The 21,700-nt window shown below is 48.8% G+C and carries 19 protein-coding genes; 7 read left to right on the top strand and 12 right to left on the bottom strand.

Features of this window, described 5'->3' with window-relative positions:
• Window positions 1-5: 5 nt before the first annotated feature.
• The 12 genes from EK22_RS09420 to EK22_RS09370 all read right to left on the bottom strand — a co-directional run bounded on the left by EK22_RS09420 (window position 6) and on the right by EK22_RS09370 (window position 12,988).
• Complete coding sequence (locus EK22_RS09420; RefSeq protein WP_036250344.1) at window positions 6-566, bottom strand: hypothetical protein; 561 nt, start codon at window positions 564-566, stop codon at window positions 6-8.
• A gap of 10 nt (window positions 567-576) precedes the next feature.
• On the bottom strand, window positions 577-2,397 hold the full coding sequence (traD, locus tag EK22_RS09415; protein ID WP_036250341.1) for a conjugative transfer system coupling protein TraD: 1,821 nt from the start codon (window positions 2,395-2,397) through the stop codon (window positions 577-579).
• Window positions 2,387-4,585, bottom strand: coding sequence for a MobH family relaxase (gene mobH / locus EK22_RS09410; RefSeq protein ID WP_036250339.1), 2,199 nt, complete (start codon window positions 4,583-4,585; stop codon window positions 2,387-2,389). Before mobH ends, traD begins: the two co-directional genes overlap by 11 nt.
• A gap of 3 nt (window positions 4,586-4,588) precedes the next feature.
• Window positions 4,589-5,290: a PH domain-containing protein gene (locus tag EK22_RS09405; RefSeq protein WP_036250337.1), complete on the bottom strand. Its 702-nt coding sequence runs from the start codon at window positions 5,288-5,290 to the stop codon at window positions 4,589-4,591.
• 47 nt (window positions 5,291-5,337) lie between these two features.
• Window positions 5,338-6,687, bottom strand: coding sequence for an ATP-binding protein (locus EK22_RS09400; RefSeq protein WP_051961831.1), 1,350 nt, complete (start codon window positions 6,685-6,687; stop codon window positions 5,338-5,340).
• Between the two features lie 85 nt (window positions 6,688-6,772).
• Window positions 6,773-7,849: a hypothetical protein gene (locus EK22_RS09395; RefSeq protein WP_036250334.1), complete on the bottom strand. Its 1,077-nt coding sequence runs from the start codon at window positions 7,847-7,849 to the stop codon at window positions 6,773-6,775.
• Window positions 7,821-9,227, bottom strand: a complete 1,407-nt coding sequence (locus EK22_RS09390) for an MBOAT family O-acyltransferase (protein WP_036250332.1) — start codon at window positions 9,225-9,227, stop codon at window positions 7,821-7,823. Before EK22_RS09390 ends, EK22_RS09395 begins: the two co-directional genes overlap by 29 nt.
• 345 nt (window positions 9,228-9,572) lie before the next feature.
• On the bottom strand, window positions 9,573-10,310 hold the full coding sequence (locus tag EK22_RS24230) for a LysR family transcriptional regulator (RefSeq protein ID WP_235209266.1): 738 nt from the start codon (window positions 10,308-10,310) through the stop codon (window positions 9,573-9,575).
• Between the two features lie 15 nt (window positions 10,311-10,325).
• Window positions 10,326-11,255, bottom strand: a complete 930-nt coding sequence (locus EK22_RS24225; protein WP_152565064.1) for a sulfite exporter TauE/SafE family protein — start codon at window positions 11,253-11,255, stop codon at window positions 10,326-10,328.
• Between the two features lie 13 nt (window positions 11,256-11,268).
• Window positions 11,269-12,324, bottom strand: a complete 1,056-nt coding sequence (locus EK22_RS09380; RefSeq protein ID WP_081917829.1) for a TSUP family transporter — start codon at window positions 12,322-12,324, stop codon at window positions 11,269-11,271.
• A gap of 54 nt (window positions 12,325-12,378) precedes the next feature.
• On the bottom strand, window positions 12,379-12,738 hold the full coding sequence (nrtS, locus tag EK22_RS24920) for a nitrate/nitrite transporter NrtS (RefSeq protein WP_200882589.1): 360 nt from the start codon (window positions 12,736-12,738) through the stop codon (window positions 12,379-12,381).
• Complete coding sequence (locus EK22_RS09370; RefSeq protein ID WP_152565063.1) at window positions 12,728-12,988, bottom strand: hypothetical protein; 261 nt, start codon at window positions 12,986-12,988, stop codon at window positions 12,728-12,730. The genes nrtS and EK22_RS09370 overlap by 11 nt, the downstream gene beginning before the upstream one ends.
• Before the next feature lie 350 nt (window positions 12,989-13,338).
• Between EK22_RS09370 and EK22_RS09365 the strand changes: the two genes are divergently transcribed.
• The 7 genes from EK22_RS09365 (at window position 13,339) to EK22_RS09340 (ending at window position 21,645) form a co-directional block, all read left to right on the top strand.
• A complete protein-coding gene (locus EK22_RS09365; protein ID WP_036250327.1) occupies window positions 13,339-13,749 on the top strand; it encodes a heavy metal-responsive transcriptional regulator in 411 nt (136 codons plus the stop codon).
• 10 nt (window positions 13,750-13,759) lie between these two features.
• Window positions 13,760-14,200: a MerC domain-containing protein gene (locus EK22_RS23135; RefSeq protein ID WP_152565062.1), complete on the top strand. Its 441-nt coding sequence runs from the start codon at window positions 13,760-13,762 to the stop codon at window positions 14,198-14,200.
• Between the two features lie 15 nt (window positions 14,201-14,215).
• Window positions 14,216-14,479: a thioredoxin family protein gene (locus EK22_RS09355; RefSeq protein WP_036250325.1), complete on the top strand. Its 264-nt coding sequence runs from the start codon at window positions 14,216-14,218 to the stop codon at window positions 14,477-14,479.
• 448 nt (window positions 14,480-14,927) lie between these two features.
• Window positions 14,928-15,374, top strand: a complete 447-nt coding sequence (locus EK22_RS24220; protein ID WP_152565061.1) for a hypothetical protein — start codon at window positions 14,928-14,930, stop codon at window positions 15,372-15,374.
• Window positions 15,375-15,569: 195 nt separating this feature from the next.
• Window positions 15,570-17,012 carry a TolC family protein gene (locus EK22_RS09350; protein WP_081917828.1) on the top strand — a complete coding sequence of 481 codons (1,443 nt, stop codon included), beginning with the start codon at window positions 15,570-15,572 and terminating at the stop codon, window positions 17,010-17,012.
• A complete protein-coding gene (locus EK22_RS09345; RefSeq protein WP_036250323.1) occupies window positions 17,009-18,496 on the top strand; it encodes an efflux RND transporter periplasmic adaptor subunit in 1,488 nt (495 codons plus the stop codon). The genes EK22_RS09350 and EK22_RS09345 overlap by 4 nt, the downstream gene beginning before the upstream one ends.
• Entirely contained in the window at window positions 18,490-21,645 is a 3,156-nt protein-coding gene (locus EK22_RS09340) for an efflux RND transporter permease subunit (RefSeq protein WP_036250320.1), read from the top strand. The genes EK22_RS09345 and EK22_RS09340 overlap by 7 nt, the downstream gene beginning before the upstream one ends.
• Window positions 21,646-21,700 lie beyond the last annotated feature (55 nt).

Here is a 21,700-nt window from a genome sequence, read left to right as displayed (position 1 = left end):
TCACGTTATTCCAGTAATCCAGCTAACTTTAACTCATTCATGGTAAACACCCTTGAAGCGCATAGTAATTCGCTTTGGGCGCTGGAAAAGGCGCGGTGTGGCTGCTTGACCCATGTCAATTCTTCGCTGGTTGTCGATTTCACGATTTCATCCAAGTAACCCTCAATGCTTGGATCGTAAATTGTCCACAGGCCGCTACGTTTGATCATGAGCGTCAAACCAAGGCACTGAACCAATTCGGCCGAAACTCGCGTGATAAATGCTTTTTGTTCAGTCAGATCGTTGTTATCTCTTGAGATAGATTTTTCAGCCTCCGCAAAGCCAGCGTCGAGACAATTAACCAATAAACTTTCACCGTCTTTCCTATGGTCTGGCCAATACAGTGTCAACAATGAGGTTAATCGCTGCGAAGCTTCCCGAAGATTAGGCCATCTCGTAAATAACTCCTGAGAGCTGGGATAGCGTTTCGTTGCCCTACAGGCCCTTTTCATTTCAATCGAAGCGGATTCAAGCGGATGTGGCAAAGGTTTTTTCAAAAAAATTATTTCGGCTGACTGATCATGCATGTTTTTAATCCTAATGGGTAATGATGGGCAGTCGTCCCTTAATGACCCTGCCGCCGGCGATTGATGCAATATAATGAAAATTGGGCAGATGCCCGAGAAGATGTTGCGGGAATAGGTCATGCTCACCAAAGCTCAATGATTGCCCACTATTTCCAGAATAATTGATGATGTTTTCGGCCGAATTAACCGCGCTTGAGATATTTTGTTGCACGGTTTTGATATAGGTTTGTCCAAATGTTTCCACAACAAATTGTTGGGTGTCACCATCCTTGATCCGGAGCGTGATGAGGTTATTGCAGTTGCCAACGACCTGTCTTGCTCTTGCCTCGTCTCCCAGCCTGGCCACAATGTCAGGTAGCGTTTGTGTCGCCATGACAACCTGAAACCCGGCGCCGCGGCCTTTATTAAGTATTTGGATGAAAGGCAAATTGACGACTTCGGCCGCCTCATCGACAAACATGGAGATTCGTCCTGGCTTTTTCCCGCTGTTGTAGATCATCCCGGCCACGGATGCGAAGTCAGCTAGAACTATCGAACCAATTGCTGAAGACACAATGGAATCCGATAAGGAATCTAGTCCTACGTATAAAACATGCTTGCCGGAAATGATCGTTGATGTATCAAATATCTGTCGGGAATCGCGGGTGTCATCTTCGTTTGGTGATAAAAGTTCGCCCAGGTCTCCAGATGTCAACATGTTTAGCACGGGGATAAGAGAGGCAATCATCTTCGAAAAATGAAGCCGATTGTGTTCGACAAGCGACAACAATCCATCGATCCCTTCAGAACCATTGGGCCCGTTACTCATCGTTGCGCGGTACCATTCAATCGTGGCCAGCCAATCTGAATTTGTAATTGTCTCCATTTTTTTCGCTTTGCCGGCCCTGGCCTTGGTAAAGAATGGTTCCGCGCTTTCTTCTTTCCAGTTAGGCTCAACGCGATTCGCATGTGCCTCGATCGCTTGTACCAATAGCGATTCTGCCCCACCTTCGATGTAATATCGCAGCCGTTTGATTGATGGGCGTTTGCCAGTTTCAAGAAGACCTTGTGCAACCAGATTTAGCGCCCTGAAAGCAAACGCAGTAAATGCATCCGACCCCCCCGTCTGAGATGGAAGTAATGAGGCTATCCTGGACGCAATTTCGGTTGTGCGAGTGAAGTTCCGCATTGGATCTAAACGGATTGAAGATTTAGGGAATGCCGGATGAAAGAACAAAAATGAATCATCTCGTCCTGCTCTTGCGCATTCGAGTTCCATGCGATCACGCAATTCTTTGTCGCCCTTTGGATCGATCATAATCACTGTATCGCCCCGGTGAATGGCTTGGGTAACCATTACTTCATAGGCTCTCGTTTTTCCTGCACCCGTCGTGCCAAACATGATGGTGTGACCTTCAAGCGATTTAAGCGAAATCAAAACGTCTTTTTCTTTTCCTAAGTTCAAACCATGAATCCAAGGACTCCCAGGACTCTCTTGGTCATGGTTTATTTTGGCGCCCGACAACATGTAATCAACTGCCCGTTGAGTATGAATAGGCATCCAGTCGAATCCCCAGCCAAACCACATTTTTTCTGGCTTGACCAATTCCAGAAGTTTTCCAACATCCATAAACGTCAGCATTTCGCCAACTTTTCCACGTCCAACTAAATCAAGCCCCTTAATAGCTGACTGAAGAGCCATGAAACCAAAACAGAGCCAAGGAATCATCATTGAGTTTCCACCAGGCAATACAATGTATCCGGCAAATGACGTTGCGGTAGCCACAAACCAAGCAGCGGCGATATACAATTCGTAGGGTTTGCGTATATAGGGATCGTAGTTATTTGCCATTCAGCAAGTCCGCCCTTACCAGGAAATAACGCGATTGAGGTTTTCCTGAGCTATCAAGGCCTGTTTCATAACCATCGATCATTTCAAGTAAACCAGATGCTTTCAGTACAGATATGCAGTCTTTCAGGTCCATTTTTGTATCTTTCAATCCTATTGATTTAATTTTTGTTAACCCGCCTGGCTGTGACTCAAGATATTCAATGGGTAGTTTTTTCAGTCTGTTTAAAATTAAACCGGCTCTCCCTGATCCATCATCGCTTTTTGCGTTCTCTTTTTCTTTTGTCTTTTTACCCAACAAGCTATCTAACTCGGGCACATTTGATTTTCCAGCTTCCTGTTCTTTCAGATTTGACTTGATTTTTTTAGGCTCATTTTTTGATGATCCAATTAAAAAACCTAAGGGATCTTCAGTACCATTGTTGTCCGTATGGATTTCTTTATTGGCATCCTGAATCGTTACTTGATTCTTTTCCGGTAGTTTCGCCTTCTCGTCACGCTCAAAAGCAAGTTCACCATATTCGTTTTCTTTTGCGGGTAGATAGTCGGCCGCATAATCATCGTCATAATTGTTTATTGCCAAGGTATCGGTATGGCTTTTATTATCAGAACTAAATTCATTATTTCTTTTATTATTTGAATTCCTCTTGGTTTTGTTTTTTGTTTGAGTTATTTCAGATTTTTGAAACAAAATGCTCGTATCGATTAACTCGTCATGAGTTGGCAAGACAGTCTGCACACCACCATCTGCATTGATATCGGTATTTTGGAGCTCGTCATTTTCATCGATCCCTTCTTGGTTGGGATCTGTTTTTCTCTCATGCGTATGCTCGATTTTTTCCGAATGAGTTTTGTCGAATTGATTCTTCGATGTATGTTCATGAGCTTCACTATCAATATTTGATTGGTCTTGTAATTCGATTCGGTCTGCCGAATTTTCGTTGTCATCAACTTTGATCCGAAGGTTTCCATCGATCGGTTTATGTTGAGTTTTTACAAACAGAATTTCATACCGGGCTAATTTAAGCGCTTCTAGATGCTTCTTCTCTTTGCTCTCAGCTGCAGGAACTTCAATATCAAACAGGTATCCGCCAAGTCTACTTTCCTCAATGATTCCGGCATCCAGGAGGATATCGGCCAATATCTCTTGCGTACTCGGAATAAATGGGCATTCCGCGGACTTTAATTGAACTTGCATATCGTTTGCTGCCAATGGCCACACCAGAAACACCCCGTCCTGACCGTGCCAAATACGGCCATTCTCATCATTGGGCACCCAACGTTTTTTCTGAACCAAATGCCGCATGGCATCGATCAACCAGGGTTCCAGATGCATGCCCGCCAATGGTTTGCCATAACGATCCGCATAGCTCCATTCATCTCGTTCCATGATTTTGTACTTCACCGTGTCAACGATGTTAGCCAGGGGATTGCTATGGTCTTTTTGGTCTTGCATTGCTGCATAAAGCGTTTTGTAAATCGCCTTTTCACCGGTAGCAAAAATATCCGTTTGTTCCTTCTGAATGGATTTTCCTGCCATGATATAAACCGTTGACCGATCTTCCTTATCGCTCCATCGGATGTGATAGCGTTTCAATTCATTTCTTTGAAGCCATTCATAAAGTGATTCAGCACCTGGTCGCCATTCAATACCCTTATCCTCGGCATACACCGATATTTTGGATATGGCTGTTATTGCCTCGCTAAATAAGCCTGTCAGGAATGCAGCGTGAGTCCAAAGAGATTCTTCGTCTTTTCTTATTTCAGGCGTTGCTCGTGTCAATATTCTTCGTTCTGCGTACCTGATTGAAAACAGAGAGACTTCCAGGCAGAAAGAAAATAATCCTCCCAACAACTTGAAATGATTTTTCTCGGAAGCAGGCAGCAAGTGCGTCATTTCAGCAAGATGCCTTACTGGGGACATGATCTTTTTTTCTACTTCATCCTTGTTATGTGCTCCAGCCAATCCTCTTGCCAAAATGATTTGCTTGATCATGTCCTTATTTTTTTCGACCAGCAAATCAGTTGGAATTACCGGTATACCAGTTGGAAATCCCGGTAATCTCTGAGAATATTCCTCAAAGATATCCAGGCTAATTGACTTGGTATTTACAACATCCGATTTCTCAAGATTTAACTTGCTACGTGGAAGCTTTTTTTTCGTAAAAATCGCAGCAATTTTTTTGATCATTATTTATCCATGAAACTTGATGTGATTATCGATGAGAATCTGAATATTTCGACGCATCCTTATAGGGTCGATGGTGTTTTTGAACTCTATGTCTACTGTTCCGTTCGTGCCGGCAGAATCCAAATGAACTGTGCCAATTCCCATCAATCTGTCTAATATGCCTTGTTGAACACCGATTGTTTTTATATCGCTAAATCGTATTTGTACTTGGGACTGAGCAAGAATCCCTTTTTTGAGGATGATGCCATCCTCATCAATGTAAAGTTTTTCGGCAAAATAACTGTAAATAAACCTCAGTCCATAAAGGATCAACAATACACCGCCCAATCCAAGTAAATCGCCAACGCCTTTTAAATTAAGCCATTCTGGTAGCGTTTCGATGCTCAAGCAATAAAACACCCAACCCATAACTCTGTATGGGTTCATAATTAGCAACAGTCCTAAAAAAATTTCAAAATAATTCGTTATGAATCCCCGCCAAGCTTGACGAAGCTCGCGCGCATTGAACTCACTTTCTATTTCTCCTTTTTTATTTGATTTTTTGATGCTTGATTGAATCCGATTTGCCGTAAAGCCCAAATGGTTATCAGGCATTACGGTGTATTCGTCGCCCGTTTCCCGTGACAACAATTCGCACATGTCCATCGCATCGTCGAAACTTGCAAACGAATTCATCCTTAAATTCATCAGTTTGTTTTTTGGCATTTCTGGTTCTCCTGAAAGTTCTTGGTTCTAACTTAATTACGCAGCATTCAATGGGTTTGGTTTTGAACGCGGGAATTTGGAACTCTGACCATCGTAAAACGCGATCGTGTCTCGCCCTTATTACTCATCTGTGCTCCGATGACTTGAAATGGCTTGATGTATTGCATGTATTTTGATTCCACCTTCATTTTTCTTACTAAGTTGTCCCAATACATTTGATCGACGCCCAAGATGATCTTTGTGGCAACGTTTGAAAAAAAGTCTTCAGAAAAGTGTGTAGGTGATTGACTTGCGCAGATGAGACCAAGGCCAAACTTCCGACCTTCTTTAGCAATGGTGTTCAGGATGTTATTTTCATCGTCTCTAAAGAACAGATGAGCCTCATCAATAATCATGATGTCCCTCAATAGACCTTCTTCCTCTCTTCGAACCGGGCCTCTTTCGAGTGCGGATGAAAAAATTTCTTGGAGTTTGAATTCAACAAACATGCGCTTTTCATCCTCTCGCAACGCTGTAATGTCGTAATGCCAAACTGGATTTGATGAATCAAATGGTGGTTGTTGATTTTTGAATATCCCGCTTGCTTTGAGGTTGTCGAATCGCTCAACAACCGATTTCAAAACTTCCTTTGATTCATATTTGATGAAGTCTTCCAGTTCCTTGCCGGTTACCAGGTTCTCTATGTAATCTTTATATGACTTGATCGCTTTTTGACGCAGATCCATCGCTTTCTCTAGCAAATCGCCATCAGGCTTTGCGCTAGGCGCTGAAAGCTGCTTGTTTATTTTGTAGAGCTTCGTTGTGATTTTGTTTAGTTCTTCCAGGGCTCGTCCAGCTTGTGTGTCACTTCCAATAATGAGCTGTTTGAGTTTTACAAATGCGTAACGGCAGGCGTCATCCATGGTCGGGTACCGTTTTGGGTACTTACGATCAATTCCATCATGCAAAACCCAGGATTTGTAATTGTCGGCAAAGAATCCATTCGCGGCATAGAGATCGGTAATCAAATGCCTCATCACTGCCTCTTGCCGTGAACCGATCGGACGGCATCCGTTGATCGTTGCAATAAAGTCTTGCACACGCTTTCTCACGCCACCGAAATGGCGGTCCTGACTTACTACAAATGGATTTAGCCCGTATTCGGTGGATTCCGAGAACCTGACGGACGATGTTCTGCTCAGATTAATATCACCATGCACGTCCATGATATGAATCCGTGGCGCCGGTGAAAAACGATGCATTTGTCGAATCACATGTCGCAAAAAAGTTGTTTTCCCCATGCCTGTTTTTCCCATAACCAGCATATGGGCATTCACTAGGCAATCGAAATCGCAAAACACCGGGGACGCTTGATTTTTTGACAAGAGATAATCATCTTGTCCGAGCTCTATCTTCATTTGGTCAACATCAAGTAATGATGTTGCTATTCTAAAAACGCGTTTGTGCTTACATCGGGGTGAAAGGCGCGATTTTTCAGTCTCTTTAGCTTGACCCGATAATGCCTAACCCGCAATCAAGCACCTTACCTGCCTCAACGTCTCTAAAATGCTTATAGTCGTAAAATCGTCGATTTACGTCCTCATTAATCAGCAATCGAGTGCAATCATTGAGGTTTGCTTGACCAGTTAATTCGGTCATCCTTTGCTTGAATTCATTTAGACGATCATCTCCGTATGCGTTTGCAACATAGGGATGAAGTGGGTTCAGATAAAACCTCGCATTCACTTTTTCTTGCTTAAGCCATTGAACCAGCCCCTTTAATTCGCTAAAGCGGTTTTCGATCCAGGGCGGTGCATTTAACGGTTTGGCATCGATTGGAAATTGTTTGCGAATGAAAGCTTCGTGATCTTTTTTGATTTCGCGGTCGTAACGGTCGAGGTAATATCGTCCTGTTCCCTCTATGTCATACCTTACCGATGGCTCACCGCGTAAGACAGTGACAAGCCGGCTAAATCCGTCTGACAGACTCGATGCGAATAAATAATCAAACAACACCTTCTGTTTACTGCTTTCATCGGCTAGCGGGTGTAGTTGGTAAGCCGGACCATACGACTTGATGTCCGTAAAGGCAATTGGCTCCAAACCATAGACAATGTTGTTTATTAGTACACCTTCGCGCTTCAAACCTTTCAGCGTAGCCAAGATTTCATCAGGTTTTGCGGCCAGAAACGCGAGATTGTAAAAGTGTGTCACAGGCAAACGTGTTTCCATTAAAGACGGTTCAATCATGCCCATGATTGACGATCCCACAATGAATGCGTTCGGTAATTCCCGTTTTGGTTTTTGGCGATCGTCTAGCGATTCGTTAATTACCGAAACAATATTTTCAGCTGCCAGGGGTGATCTGTCCCTCGCTTCCCTTACAAGATGCGCGACCTTTAAGTAACGTTCGTTTGTTGTCGACGATGTGTATCGAGCCCCAATCGAGTGCTTGTCATTGAATATCTGGTACGGGTTTACCACTACATTCCAGGTGGGTAACGCCCATGCAACAGCTCCGGTACAAAACAAGCTGGCTTTCCAAAATGAATCAAAACTGCCAATAGATAAAGCTTTCATGTGAACCTGACATCCAAATGCTGGTGAAAAATAGAGCTGATAAATAACCCACTGTTTTTAACGAGGGCTGTAGTGATTGAACATCTTTTTGTGCGTTCACATAATTCATGCACACGAATAGCAGAATTCCGATTTGAATGAACTCCATGCCCGAAATTAGACTGGTTTGTGCGCAGCTATTACAAAGGCCAGATAGCATGCTTGGGATTGCAACACCGTTGATGCCAACCATCCCTTTCCAGATTGAAATAGCATGGCCAACCGATTCGGCTCGAAACACAACCCAAGCCGCTGTCACCGACAGAAACGTTAAGCCGATTGCCGCAGTTTCCGGAAGCGCATATCGTGTTCGCTCCCAAATTCTGTGCATGCCAATGAACAAACCATGCAATAGCCCCCACAAAACAAACGTCCATGCGGCGCCATGCCAAAAGCCACCAGTGATCATTGTCAACCCAGCAGCCATAACGCCTTTAACGAAGCCATTTCGATTGCCTCCAAGCGGGATATACACGTAGTCACATAGAAATCTCGATAGGGTTATGTGCCAACGTTTCCAAAAGTCGGCGATGCTTGTTGCTAGGTAAGGGGAAATGAAGTTTTGAGGCAGAGTGATTCCAAACATCAGGCCTATCCCTATGGCCATATCGGAATATCCGGAGAAATCAAAGTAAATTTGCAATCCATATCCCAGAGAAGCCGTCCAGGACTCAAAGAACTGTAATGTCGTGTCGGCGGCAAATAGCGGGTCTACTTTTTCGGCAATTCTGTCGGCAATGACACTTTTTTTGAACAGCCCGATTACAAACAAAAACAAGCCTTGGGAAAACTGACGTGCATCAAATGCAATCCGCTCTTTGAGTTGCGGCATGACATCCGAGTAATGAAGTATTGGCCCCGCGATAAGGTGAGGGTAAAAAGAGATCGAGAAGGAAAACCGTCTCAGGTTGAAGTCTTCTACATAGCCTTTGTAACAGTCGACTAAGTAAGCGATAACCTGAAATGTGAAAAATGAAATGCCTAGCGGCAGGACCAATTTCAAGGCTTCAACGCCTGATCCGGTCAAGTCATTCCAGTTGCCAATGAAGAAATCTGCGTACTTGAAGTATCCCAGCAAACCAATGTTGTAGAGTAATCCGACAGCCAGCAAAAGCTTGGATTTTGTTTTGGAGATCTGCCATCCCAAGAAGAAATTCCCAATAGCATTACCAATTAGCAACGGCACGTATCGCGTATCCCACCATCCATAGAAATACACGGAACAGATGATGGCCAGTAATTGCGCGTCATTTTCACGCTCCAGTTTTTGGAGCATCCACCAGGCTGCTAAGGAAAATGGAAGGAAGAAATAGATGAATTCTGGCGAATTGAATAGCATGATTTTTTGACATTCCTGATTATCGGAACAACCATGCTATCTTTTGCGAAAAATATCTGTCGGCGTAAAAGAGTGCTCAAAAATGACTCTTTTGGTTGCCTGTTTAGATGTCTCATTTTGGGACAGGCTCAAATGATGACGTGTTTTCTGTGATTGACATAGCATCCACATGCATCAAAGAACGGTGAATTCTGGGGGTTTATGGCCAAAACCGCCTTTATAACTTCAAAAAAAACCTTTGCCACGTCTCTGACTAGTAGCCAAGGTCGTCATTCATTCGGGACGGTCCATCCATTTCTGCGTTGCAAGTCTCCACCGACTCCCTGATTATCTCGGCGATATGGTTCACTCCAATACCAACAAAGTCTGGAGTGGCAAAATCATGTATAACGGAACTTCAAGTGTTCCGCCTTCACGCAAAGGTAGAGGCTTGAGCAATCCTGTCTTTAACTCCACACGGATATGCTCTTCTGGAAGCCAAGCAAAACCGAAACCCATGGAGACGGCTTGGATCGAAGTGGCATCTTGGCTTACCGTCCAGCGCTGGTCGACTTCGACGGACACTGCGCGCCGGTCGCGCTTAGTGCCCGAATCCCGTATCACCAGATGCCGATAGGCACACAGGTTCCGATTGCTTAACGCGCGGCCATAACAATGCAAAAGATGATCGGCATGCACGACCGCGACCAATCGAACTCGCATTAAGAGTTCGCCTAGAAAACCTGGCGGCTGTTGAGGGGAAATAACCAAGTCGGCTTCCCCTTTGAGCAGCGCGTCGGCTGTCCCGCCCAACACCGATTCAATCAACTCAACCCGTGTTCGCGGACTTTCATGGCCGAAGCGATCCAGGCAGACCAGCAGTAACCGTGAAGGAAAAAGGATTTCTGCCGCAATGCGAATCTCCGCCTCCCAACCTGTCGATAGCGTATGCGCCGCTTGCTCCAGATCGCTTGCCTCATCGACTAATGCCAATGCGCGTCGGTAAAGCATTTGGCCGGTCGGCGTAAGAATGGCTTTGCGCCCCTGAATCTCGAACGCTTTCACGCCCAACAGCGATTCGATTTTTTGTACCGCATAAGTCAAGGAGTGTTTAAATTCTTAGCGAAAATACATCATATAGCTCGCCTGTAGGGTAATCATCAAGCCATCAAGCAGCGCGATAAAGGCGAAACCCTTTTTCGTAGCACGCGGAGAAATCCATTGCGCGAGAAATGGCCCCAGCCGCCCGCCCCAGAGTACACCGAGCATGGTGAATGCCGCCATATCCCAGGGTACGCCGCCAAAATACAAGGCATGGACGAAGGCCAGCAAAAGCGAGTTTAACGACAACAATACCACGCCCAGACCGATTGCCCGGTTAGCGTTAAGGCCGTAGGCGAGCATACAAAAGGCAGCGATGATTTCACCCTCGCCAATCGCAACCCAGCCGGTAATCATGCCGCCGATAAAAGAAACCAAAACGATTGGGATACGGGCTTTTGCTGGAAGTTCCGTTCGCCCGCCTTTTCGATCAAGCGTGATGAGCGTTAGCAAGCCCGCTATGAACGCAATGGGACCAAACAGCCCTTTAACCAGCATCGGCTGCGGGTGGATCAAGAATGTGGACATCATCGTCCCGATAATAAGCGCGGGCACGGTCCATTGCAAAAGCGATAACGGCACTTCGCCGCGCCGCAGCCAACCGGATGCGCCGCTGCTCATGCCGACGGCTTGCGTGACGAACGTGAGTTTCAAGGCACTGACGGGATCCACTTGGTAAGCGAACATCAGCACGGGGATAAAAACAATGCCGCCTCCAATCGCGGTAGCGTTGCCGATAAATGCGCCGAGCACACCGACAATAATCAGCGGCCAATGGCTGGCGGCAAGTCCGATGGGGTCTGGAAATATAGTCGCGTAACCAGCAAGCCAGATGAGGGTGAATACAAAAAGCCAAGGCGTGAAATACGCAAAGTTTTTCGCCGATGAATTGTTGCCCAGCGTAACCGCAGGGGCAGAATAACAAAGGGTTTGTTGGTTCTTTCTCATAAATGCAAGAGAATTAAACGACCGCCTGCCAAAGCAGCCGTATCCCGACCGCGAACAAAAACAGCGCAAATATCCGTTTCAGTTTCTCGGTCGGCAACTTATGCGCGAGTTGCGCCCCCATTGGAGCGAATATCCGGCTGCTGGTTACGATGCAGAGAAATGCCGGTGTATGGATATAGCCCATGCTCCAACTGGGAAGACCGGCGTTGTCCCAACCCAGGATGATGTAGCCAAGAGAACCGACAATGGCGAGGGGCAAGCCACAAGCGCTGGAAATGGCCACGGCTTGGCGTAAGGGAAACCGGCGCTTGACCAGGAACGGGACGGTGATGACCCCAACGCCGGCACCCAGTAGGGTACACAGCACACCAATAATGCCGCCGGCTCCGGCCAGGTTTCGCTCGCTTGTCGGCTGGTCAGGATCAAGCTCTGGCGAGTAGGACTTTAGCATCTGAAAAGCTACCCATAGCGGAAAAAAGGCGAACAATGTTTTGAACAGATCGGTTGGCAGGCTGTCGGCGACAACCGAACCCATTAGAGAGCCAACCAGAATACCGGGCACCAGTTGCTTCACAACCGGCCAATCGACTGCACCAAGGCGGTGATGGGCCTTAAGAGAGGCGGCCGCAGTGAAGATGATCGTGGACAAAGAAGTCGCCACAGCCATCAGCATGACCGATTCCGACGCAAACCCTTGCGCCGAAAAAAGCCAGACCAGGAAAGGGACGATGATGATGCCGCCACCGATGCCGAATAGCCCGGAAAGGAATCCCGCGGCGGCACCCAAAAGCAGATAGAAAAAGTACGAAAAATCGATTGACGCCAAGGCGAGGGCCGCAATGATCCAGAAGAGATTCTTATAGGCACACAGGCTTCGTACCTCAGTACAAATCGAACATATCTGGCAGACCTGGGTGGAAGCATCGCTCAGCTTGCGATAGGCGAATACAAGACAATTGGCGGCGATGGCGATGAGCAACGGGCGCAGGGTATCCAGCGTCTTCAAGTTGCTGGCGCCCACGCTGCCAAGACCCGCCACCATAAACGCGAACGGAGTTCCGCCGTACAAGGAAGCCCAATCCCGGCAATACTGCCAGCGCTATGAGCGTGGATTTAAATTGCATCATGGTGTTTTTCCTTTCAAAAAACTAAAAGGCATCTTGCCTATATGTCTCTTAAAAAGAGTTAACGAATATTGAGCCAATTCAAGCCCTTTCTTTTTAATAAATTCCCACATTAATTTATTAATACTGGGCTTGTTTTCAGCAGCGCAAACCGCTTCAGTGCTTGAATAGGTTGAAACGCAATAGGGTACTAAATAGGTCAGAGTAATTTTGATAAACTCCTTTATCTGTAATCCATTGCTCAGTATTACATCGCCCTGATTGATCAACATTAGAATTGAACCAACCACCAACGCAACTTTGATCGCACGCGTTAGAATATTTTTTTGCAAGGCAATATTTAGCCATTCATTTATCATCTGTGTCATCCTTTTCATCGGAAATAGATTCCAGTTGTTTTCTTTTTTCTTCTTTTTCTCCTTCATCCAAAAGCCCAAAATCTTCTTCAAAAAGATTAAAACGAAAGCCCATGAACTTAAGTACGACAGCGGCAATAAGAAAACCAATAACCGGGTAGAAGAATAATTGCGTGCCCCACGGTATGTCGTGCGGGTCTTTCAGGTCAATACGTAAAATTTTAGTAAAAACAAAGAACATAAAATCAGTCATTTTATTCACCCTAAAATAGGTTATGAACAACAAACAGTCGCTGATTAAAATTTAACCCTTGTTGAATTAATCAATATGAATGGCTAAATGCATCGCTCAGTCAGAATCTACAGTGAGATATAAACGTATTTGTTGCCGAATAAAAAGGGTCGATTGTTTTTCCTTTTCAGGAGAAACAATCGACTGGCCACTATGAAAAAAGTCAAAGCTCGGTTGAAATCATAAATGCCGTACCCTAGACCAGAGTCAAGCGGAAAATTAATCCAGCCAGGCAACAAGAATTTATCCTTGCCCTATTGACTCTGGAGTAGGGTGCAGGGTTTATGATTTCAAACAATGGAGTTAAGGCTATGAATATCATGACTATCGGACAAATTGCGCGCAATTCCGGAACCAGCATTGAAACCATACGGTTTTATGAGCGGGAAGGGTTGATCGAAAAACCATCCCGGACAGAATCCGGCTATCGGAGCTATCAGCCGGACGTTACTTCTCGTTTGAGCTTCATTAGACAGGCCAAGTCGCTTGGGTTTTCTCTGATGGAAATCAAAGAGCTGCTTTCCCTCAAGTTTAGCCCTGACACGAACTGCGGCGATGTGAGGAGTCAGGCCGAGATAAAGATTCTCGACATCGAACATAAGATCGATAGCCTGCAAAGAATGAAGCTGGCGCTGGTCAAATTGGTCACCGCGTGTCCTGGCAGCGGACCTACCACTGAATGTCCCATATTAGAAGCCATGGAAACGAAAAAGTTAGGGTGAGGAAAACAAGATGAGTCGGGGAACCCGCTATATGAAGTTGTTGTCTCCACTGCCCGCCATTGGTATTGCAGTGCTTCCCAAGTTGACGTGCGCTGCCTGCTGGTCGATTTATTCCGGTTTTCTGAGTTCGCTAGGGCTAGGGCTGGGTTTCGTCAACTACACGCCTTACCTGCTTCCGCTGACCGTTTTCTTTCTGGCTCTAAGCCTCGCCTCGCTCGCTTATCGGGCCCGCAATCGTTGGGGTTATAGGCCATTCATTCTAGGCCTGCTGGCGGCCGCTATGGTGATAGTCGGCAAATTTGTCTTTGATTCGGATATGGCCTTCTATTCAGGCGCCGCGTTTTTGGTGTGCGCGTCGTTCTGGAATGCATGGCCGAAATCATTAAGCGGTTCGTGTCCTGTTTGTGCTCCAAACGAACTGCTATCCATCAGCGAGCACAAAAAACCTTAGAAATGAGTAAAGATTATGAATACAAAACGCAAGATTGAAATCTTTAGCGCGGACTGTCCCTTGTGCGAGGAGACAGTAGAACTGGTCAAGCGAATCGCCTGCCCAGCGTGTGAAATTACCGTGCTGGACATGAAGGATGCGGCTGTGGCCGATCGTGCTAAAAGCCTGGGCGTTCGGACTGTGCCGGCTGTCGCGGTCGACGGCAAGCCTGCCGAGTGCTGCATCGGGCGCGGTCCGGATGAAGCCGCTTTGCGGACAATGGGAATAGGACAGCCTTGAGCCGCGCGTAGGCATGCGCGGCTCAATCCGTCGGGAGCGGATTGGGCCAAGGAATCAAGTCAACCAAACGCGAGATCAAGTCCACCATTTCTGCTGACGCTCCATTTCGTGCTAGCGTTGTTGTCTTCAGGTAATGTCTCGGTTTTTTGCAGTATGAAACCATATAGGTTATTTGGTTATTTTCAGCTCCTTTAGGAACGGGGATTCAATAACTCCGGAACTTTGAGTTGTAAATTAAGTTAGGAATTTTTATCTGTCCCGGGAACGCCAAGCCCTATGAGGTGAAAAGGGGCGACCGCGATTGATGCGCTTCACTGCGTCGCCCGCCAACAGTAGGCGCTTTAGGCGAAGCATTGGGTTAGCTGGCAAATGATTTGCAACCAATAAATCATGGTAACGGCGTAATTTTTTCTTGTACGTCTGAATAGCCTTCAATTAGAATTAAAACATGGCTATATTCCGCAACCTGACATTTCAGCGCGTACTGAGTTTGATCTTCTTATGCACTGCGCTGCTTTCACAGACGCAGATACTTTATGCCTGTGAGCTAATGGATGGCAAACCGAAACTGGTTTGCTGTTGCGGCGAGTCCATGTCTGATGGTTGCCCGATGAGTGAATCTTGCGCCATGCATGCAAATACCGATGAAGGCCATTGTTGTGAGGTGAGTCAGGATTCATTAACGGATGATGTAGTCATGACGCACAGCTCCTCAATGGTTGATTTCCTGACCTTGTTGCTGGACGGGCCACAGCCTCCGCCGGTCATTGACTATCAGGAATTACTATCCGCTTCTCTGCAAGCCACTCTAGGGCTTGCAATCCCTCCGTATGAACCGCTGCTACTGGGTAGCGGCAAACAAACGTATCTGCTCACCCGTCGTCTTCGACTATAAACCGGGTTCTCTCTTTACACACATCTGTTCACCCGCAACTTTAAGCGGGTGTGTGTCTGATGTAACACGCCCACTGTAAAACACCTGATCCCTTTTTGCGCCTTCCAGACCACCGGTCTGTATGGCGACGAAGGACATTATCCGTATTTGCAGAGTTGGTTTACATCTGAATTGATTTATTCATAAGAGACTCTCATGAAATCTAACTATCATCCTGTCTGTTTGATGTTACTGGTTTTGGTTCTAAGCCAGGCAACAAACTCACTTGCCGCTGAAGCCATTTTTAATCAGGCCGGCGAATCATCCCGGACTGTCCCTGCCCACCCCCCTTCGGGTGCTTCGCATGCAAATCCTCTCCAGGCGGATTTGTCATTCCGGGCTATCCCTGCCCGTCCCCCTTCGGACGCTTTGCGTGCAAATCCGCTTCAGGCGGACTTGTCATTGTCATCAACGCAATTGGTATCCGCCGTACTGGCTGCAAACCCGCAACTGGAAGTTGTCCAGGCAATCTGGCAGGCAACGTCCAGCCGGATCGAGCAGGAATCCGCTCTGGATGATCCCTTGCTGGTGCACAGTATGGCGCCGCAGACGATCGGCAATCAGCGAACCGGCTTTTCACAGAGTACTGAAATCTCGCAGAAAATACCCTGGCCGGGAAAACTGCGTCTGCGTGGGGAAGTGGCGGGCTTTGAAGCCGATGCGGCTAATGAAAATATTGCAGTCTTGCGTCTGGTACTATCCTCTACGGCTAAATCGTTATTCGCAGACTGGTATTACATTCATCAGGCCATTGAGATTAACCGGATTAACCAGACCCTGTTGACTGAATTCCGGGACATTGCCGTCACCCGTTACAGTACCGGTCAGGCCAGTAAACAGGATGCCTTGAGCGCCGAAGTGGAGATTGCATTGCTTGAGCATCAGGCTATTGTACTCGAACGCGAACGACGAACGCTTCTTGCCCGCCTCAATACGCTGCTTAATCGCCTGCCCGGCGAGTCCATTCCGCCTCCTTTGGAGTTGCCTGAGATCAGGGCACTACCTGATGTAAAATCATTACACGACAACGCCCTGCAAACACGACCTGAACTTAAAGAGCTGGCGGCGCGCATTCAGGCGTCCAAAAGCCAAACCGAACTGGCGAAAAGAGCATACTATCCCGATTTAAATCTGTCAGCGGGCTATAACAGTTTTTGGGATAAAAACGAACAGCGTTTTATCCTGGGTGTCGGGATCAACCTTCCGCTGGATCAAAGCAAACGTCATGCCGCCGAAGATGAGGCGCGGGCCAGGATGAAACAGGCCGAGTGGAACAGCATTGATCTTGTCGCAAAGATCGGGGAAGAGGTGCAGATCGCCTATGACCGTACCGATGAGAGCATGCATGTGTTCCAGCTGTATCAAAATAAGCTGCTGCCGCTGGCCGATGAAAATCTCGAAGCCGCAAAAGCGGATTATCAGGCAGGCAGGGGCGATTTTCTGACGCTGATCAGCAGCGAGAAAAATCGCATGCAGACCCAGTTGCAAACTGAGCAGGCGCTGGCCGATACCCATCGCCACCTTGCCGAGCTTGAACGCGCAGTGGGCAGCCTTGAACCTTTATCCGCACTCAATCAGATCGTGAGTAAAGCCCCATGAAACGAACAAACAAAATTCAGCTATTTTTAGCGGCCGCAAGCTTATTGGTTTTATCCGGCAGCCTCATTATTTTTTTCACGCATAAGACTGACAAAGCGGACGCTATTCAAAATAGTGGGCAAAACCATCCGGCCGGACCCTTCAACGTACAGGTGGCGCTGGAACCCGAAAAACCCAGAATCGGCAATAACCAAATAACCCTTGTTGTCCGCGACCAGGATAACCGGCCGGTCACCGATGCCGCCATTCAGGCGGTGGCGGAAATGCCGGCCATGGGCGCCATGGCGGCCATGCCCATACCCATCGAAATTAAAAGCGTGAAACCGGGAGTTTATCAAGGCCAATTCGAACTGCCGATGGCTGGCGCCTGGCCGTTGACGTTGACGATAGACTCCACTACGAAGGGGCAGGCCCGACTCACTTTCGATATGGGCACCAGTCGGAAAGGCATGTCTTTGACGTCGGCAACCCCTGGCGATAGCGCGCCGCAACCCAACGCTACAACCGCCTCGCCGGCGTCAACATTCACGGTGGACGCTTACCGTCGCCAGCTGATCGGCGTCACCACCGGCAAGGTGATGCACCGGAAGCTCATTAAAACAATCCACTCCCCCGCTCAGATCACCTATGACGAAACCCGCCTTACCGACGTCAGCCTCAAATTTGACGGCTGGATCGGCCGGCTTGACGCCGATTATGTGGGCAAGCCGGTAAAAAAAGGGCAAGCGTTATTCACCGTTTACAGTCCGGAACTGGTCTCGACCCAGGATGAGTATCTTGACAGCTTGCGGCGCAGCCGAACCGGTCCAGGCAGTCTTACCGCCGCGGCCTATCGCCGCTTGACCCTTTGGGGCATTGACGCCACCCAGATCCGAGCCCTGGAGCGACGCGGACAGGCGGCGGAATATGTGCCGATCCTGTCGCCGGTCACCGGCACCATCATCGAAAAGCACATCGTGCCTGGCACGGCTTTCAAGGCGAGTGCAACGTTGTTGCGCATTGCCGATTTGTCCACGGTCTGGATCGAAGGCCAGGTCTACGAGTCCGAACTGCCCTGGGTCAAGGTCGGCATGAAGGCCGAGTTCGTGCTGGAGGATGCGCCCGATTCCCCCTTGACTGGCAAAATCACCTTCATCGAGCCGACGGTGGAAAATAAAACCCGCACGGCGCGCGTGCGCGTGGAATTGCCCAATCCCGATGGCGTGCTGCGCCCCGACCGCTATGCCCGGCTGAATCTGCGGATCGATCTGGGGGAACGCCTGGCCGTTCCGGAACAGGCGGTAATTTACGCAGGGAAAAGCCGTGTCGTTTTTGTCGATCTCGGTGACGGGCGCTTGTTGCCCAAAAAAATCAGGACAGGGCTTAGAAACGATGACTTTATCGAGGTGCTTGACGGTTTGGCGGCCGGTGATGTGATTGTCACTTCCGGTAATTTCCTGATTGCCTCGGAAAGCAAACTCAAAGCGGGGCTGGAACAATGGTGAATGAACATAACACGGTTAGCGTCGGCCCTATTCAACGAGTGATTGCCTACTGCGCACGCAATGCGTTTGCCACCCTGCTATTGGTCGCCATCTGTGCTTTTTGGGGCTACCGGGCCTTAATCAGCACACCGTTGGACGCCATCCCTGATCTGTCCGATGTACAGGTCATTATCTACACGGACTGGCCCGGACGCAGCCCCGATCTGGTCGAGGATCAGATTACGTATCCGCTCACCACTACGCTGCTGGCGGCGCCCAAAGTCCAGTTTGTGCGCGGTCAAAGCTTTATGGGGCTAAGTTTTGTTTATGTCATTTTCGAGGAAGGCACCGACATCTACTGGGCGCGTTCGCGGGTGATTGAATACCTCAATTCAGCGGCGGCCAAGCTGCCCGAAGCCGTGCGGCCTACGCTGGGGCCGGATGCCACCGGCGTGGGCTGGGTCTTTGAATATGCGCTGGTCGATAAATCCGGCCATAATAACCTGGCGCAGCTTCGTAGCCTGCAGGACTTTAAGCTGCGTTATTGGCTGGAGTCGGTTGAAGGCGTGGCGGAAGTCGCCTCCCTTGGCGGCTTTGAGAAGGAATATCAGGTCACTGTCGATGCCGACAAGCTGGCTACCTATGGCATAACTATAAACCAGGTCGCACAGGCCATCCGCCGCTCCAATAATGATGTCGGCGGACGGGTGCTGGAGATCGCGGGTCATGAACATATTATCCGCGGGCGCGGTTATATCCACGCCGTTGCCGACATCGAGCGCATCGCCCTGGGCGCGAGCAAGGCGGGTGTTCCCGTCACTGTCGGCACTGTAGCCCAAGTCAGTCTTGGCCCGGCGTTGCGGCGGGGACTGGCGGAACTGGACGGCGAAGGCGAAACGGTGGGCGGCATTGTCGTCATGCGCTACGGCGAGGACGCACTCAATGTCATCGAACGGGTTAAGCAACGTCTTGAAGACATTAAGAAGTCTTTGCCGCAAGGGGTTGAGATTGTCACCACCTACGATCGCTCGGATTTGATCGAACGGGCGATCGCAACGCTCAAGGATACCCTGATCGAGGAAATGATTGTGGTCTCCTTGGTCATCATGGCGTTTTTACTGCATTTTCGCTCGGCCCTGATCGCCATCCTGACCTTGCCTATCGCTATTTTGCTGGCTTTTATTCCTATGTCGATGCAGCATATGACCGCCAATATCATGTCACTGGGCGGTATTGCCGTGGCTATCGGCGCCATGGTCGATGCCGCCATCACCCTTATCGAGAACATCCATAAACGCCTGGAAAATCAGGAGGAAATCGCCGAATCCGAACGCCGTGCGGTCATTATCCACGCCATGCAGGAAGTGGGGCCGAGTATCTTTTTCGCCTTGCTGATTATTACCGTCTCCTTTCTGCCGGTATTCGCACTGGAAGGCACGGAAGGCCGGCTTTTCAAACCTCTGGCTTTCACCAAGACCTATTCCATGGGATTTGCCGCCCTGCTTGCCGTTACCTTGATTCCCGCTTTGTCGGTACTCTTGATTCGCGGCAAAATACGCGGCGATAAAAACAGGCTCACCCGAATTATGATTGACATATACAGTCCGGTAGTTCACTTTGCGCTGCGTTTTCGCGGCTGGGTCATCGGGGTTTCGGTGCTCTCGTTGCTGCTGACCGTTCCGGTTTTTTTCAAACTGGGCAATGAGTTCATGCCGCCGCTCAACGAAGGCAGCATCTTGTATATGCCCACAGCGCTGCCGGGAATGTCCATCACCGAAGCGGGAAAGGTGCTGCAATCGATGGACAGGCAACTGAAGACTTTTCCGGAAGTGGAACGGGTGTTCGGCAAGATTGGCCGTTCCACCAGCCCGACCGACCCTGCGCCCTTGTCGATGGTGGAAACCGTCATTACCTTGAAACCGATGGATCAGTGGCGCAAGGACATGAGCTGGGACGGGCTGATTGCCGAAATGGACGCAACCATGCGCTATCCCGGTATGCCCAATATCTGGTGGATGCCCATCCAGACCCGTACCGAGATGCTGGCAACCGGCATTCGCGCCGGTCTCGGCATTAAGGTTTTCGGCGATGACCTGGCGACGATCGAGTCTGCCGCCCTGCGCATCGAGCACGCACTTCAGGATGATGATCGCACCCGGCCCTTTACCCGCAGCGCCTTTGCCGAACGGCTGACCGGCGGTTACTATCTCGATTTCACGATAGACAGGGACAAAATCGCCCGCTATGGCTTGACCGTCGATGCTGTGGAAGACGTTATTAGTACCGCCATCGGCGGACTGACGGTGTCTCAAACCATCGAGGGACGTGCACGCTATGGCATCAACCTGCGCTATGCCCGCGACTTTCGCGACAACCCTGAAGCCTTGAACCGGGTATTGGTGCCGACACCCGACGGCGCGCAAATCCCCCTCGGCCAGCTGGCCCGGCTTGAATTTGTCACAGGTCCCCCCATGCTGCGCAATGAGGACGGTTTTATGGTTTCCTTTGTGCTGGTGGATGTCAAAGGCATCGGCATCGCCGATTATGTCGATCTGGCGCGGCAGGTGGTCCATGAAAAGGCGGCTATCCCGCAAGGCGTCAGGGTAGAGTGGGCCGGGCAGTTCAAGTACTTTGAGCGGGCCATGGCCAAACTCAAGGTGCTGGTGCCTTTAACCCTGGCGATTGTGTTTTTGATGCTGTTCCTTAATCACGACTCGATCGGCGAAACCTTGATTATTCTGCTGGCCATTCCGTTTTCGCTGATCGGCGCCGTGTGGCTTTTGTACTTACTTGAATACAATCTGAGCATTGCGGTCTGGGTGGGCATGATTGCGCTGGCCGGTCTCGCCGCCGAGATGGGCGTACTGATGCTGCTCTATCTGGACTTAAGCTGCCGCCAACGCAGCGCGGAAAACCGCTTGCAGTCCCGGCAGGATCTCACCGAGGCGATTGTTGAAGGCGCTGCGCGTCGCATACGCCCGAAGCTGATGACCGGCATGACTACACTGATAGGCCTGACCCCTATCCTGTGGAATACAGGAACCGGCGCCGATGTGATGAAGCGGATCGCCGCGCCGATGGTGGGGGGAATCATCTCTGCCTTGCTGATGGTGCTGATTGTTTTTCCGGCGGTATATTCTTATTGGAAGGGTTGGCGGCTCAAGTCCTAGGAGCGATTACAGGCAAAAGAATTTAGCCTTGACTCTGGAGTAGGGTTCAGGGTTT

Source organism: Methylobacter sp. BBA5.1 (genome assembly GCF_000746145.1).
Lineage (GTDB): Bacteria > Pseudomonadota > Gammaproteobacteria > Methylococcales > Methylomonadaceae > Methylobacter > Methylobacter marinus.
Note: the sequence above shows the minus strand (reverse complement) of the source record. Positions and strands in the feature narration are given on the sequence as shown.

What these genes read in the sequence shown, in the direction of transcription:
- EK22_RS09420 (WP_036250344.1), bottom strand. Translation starts at nt 566, where the DNA reads ATGCATGATCAGTCAGCCGAAATAATTTTTTTGAAAAAACCTTTGCCA.
- traD (WP_036250341.1), bottom strand. Translation starts at nt 2,397, where the DNA reads ATGGCAAATAACTACGATCCCTATATACGCAAACCCTACGAATTGTAT.
- mobH (WP_036250339.1), bottom strand. Translation starts at nt 4,585, where the DNA reads ATGATCAAAAAAATTGCTGCGATTTTTACGAAAAAAAAGCTTCCACGT.
- EK22_RS09405 (WP_036250337.1), bottom strand. Translation starts at nt 5,290, where the DNA reads ATGCCAAAAAACAAACTGATGAATTTAAGGATGAATTCGTTTGCAAGT.
- EK22_RS09400 (WP_051961831.1), bottom strand. Translation starts at nt 6,687, where the DNA reads ATGAAGATAGAGCTCGGACAAGATGATTATCTCTTGTCAAAAAATCAA.
- EK22_RS09395 (WP_036250334.1), bottom strand. Translation starts at nt 7,849, where the DNA reads ATGAAAGCTTTATCTATTGGCAGTTTTGATTCATTTTGGAAAGCCAGC.
- EK22_RS09390 (WP_036250332.1), bottom strand. Translation starts at nt 9,227, where the DNA reads ATGCTATTCAATTCGCCAGAATTCATCTATTTCTTCCTTCCATTTTCC.
- EK22_RS24225 (WP_152565064.1), bottom strand. Translation starts at nt 11,255, where the DNA reads ATGAGAAAGAACCAACAAACCCTTTGTTATTCTGCCCCTGCGGTTACG.
- nrtS (WP_200882589.1), bottom strand. Translation starts at nt 12,738, where the DNA reads ATGATAAATGAATGGCTAAATATTGCCTTGCAAAAAAATATTCTAACG.
- EK22_RS09370 (WP_152565063.1), bottom strand. Translation starts at nt 12,988, where the DNA reads ATGACTGATTTTATGTTCTTTGTTTTTACTAAAATTTTACGTATTGAC.
- EK22_RS09365 (WP_036250327.1), top strand. Translation starts at nt 13,339, where the DNA reads ATGAATATCATGACTATCGGACAAATTGCGCGCAATTCCGGAACCAGC.
- EK22_RS23135 (WP_152565062.1), top strand. Translation starts at nt 13,760, where the DNA reads ATGAGTCGGGGAACCCGCTATATGAAGTTGTTGTCTCCACTGCCCGCC.
- EK22_RS09355 (WP_036250325.1), top strand. Translation starts at nt 14,216, where the DNA reads ATGAATACAAAACGCAAGATTGAAATCTTTAGCGCGGACTGTCCCTTG.
- EK22_RS24220 (WP_152565061.1), top strand. Translation starts at nt 14,928, where the DNA reads ATGGCTATATTCCGCAACCTGACATTTCAGCGCGTACTGAGTTTGATC.
- EK22_RS09350 (WP_081917828.1), top strand. Translation starts at nt 15,570, where the DNA reads ATGAAATCTAACTATCATCCTGTCTGTTTGATGTTACTGGTTTTGGTT.
- EK22_RS09345 (WP_036250323.1), top strand. Translation starts at nt 17,009, where the DNA reads ATGAAACGAACAAACAAAATTCAGCTATTTTTAGCGGCCGCAAGCTTA.
- EK22_RS09340 (WP_036250320.1), top strand. Translation starts at nt 18,490, where the DNA reads ATGGTGAATGAACATAACACGGTTAGCGTCGGCCCTATTCAACGAGTG.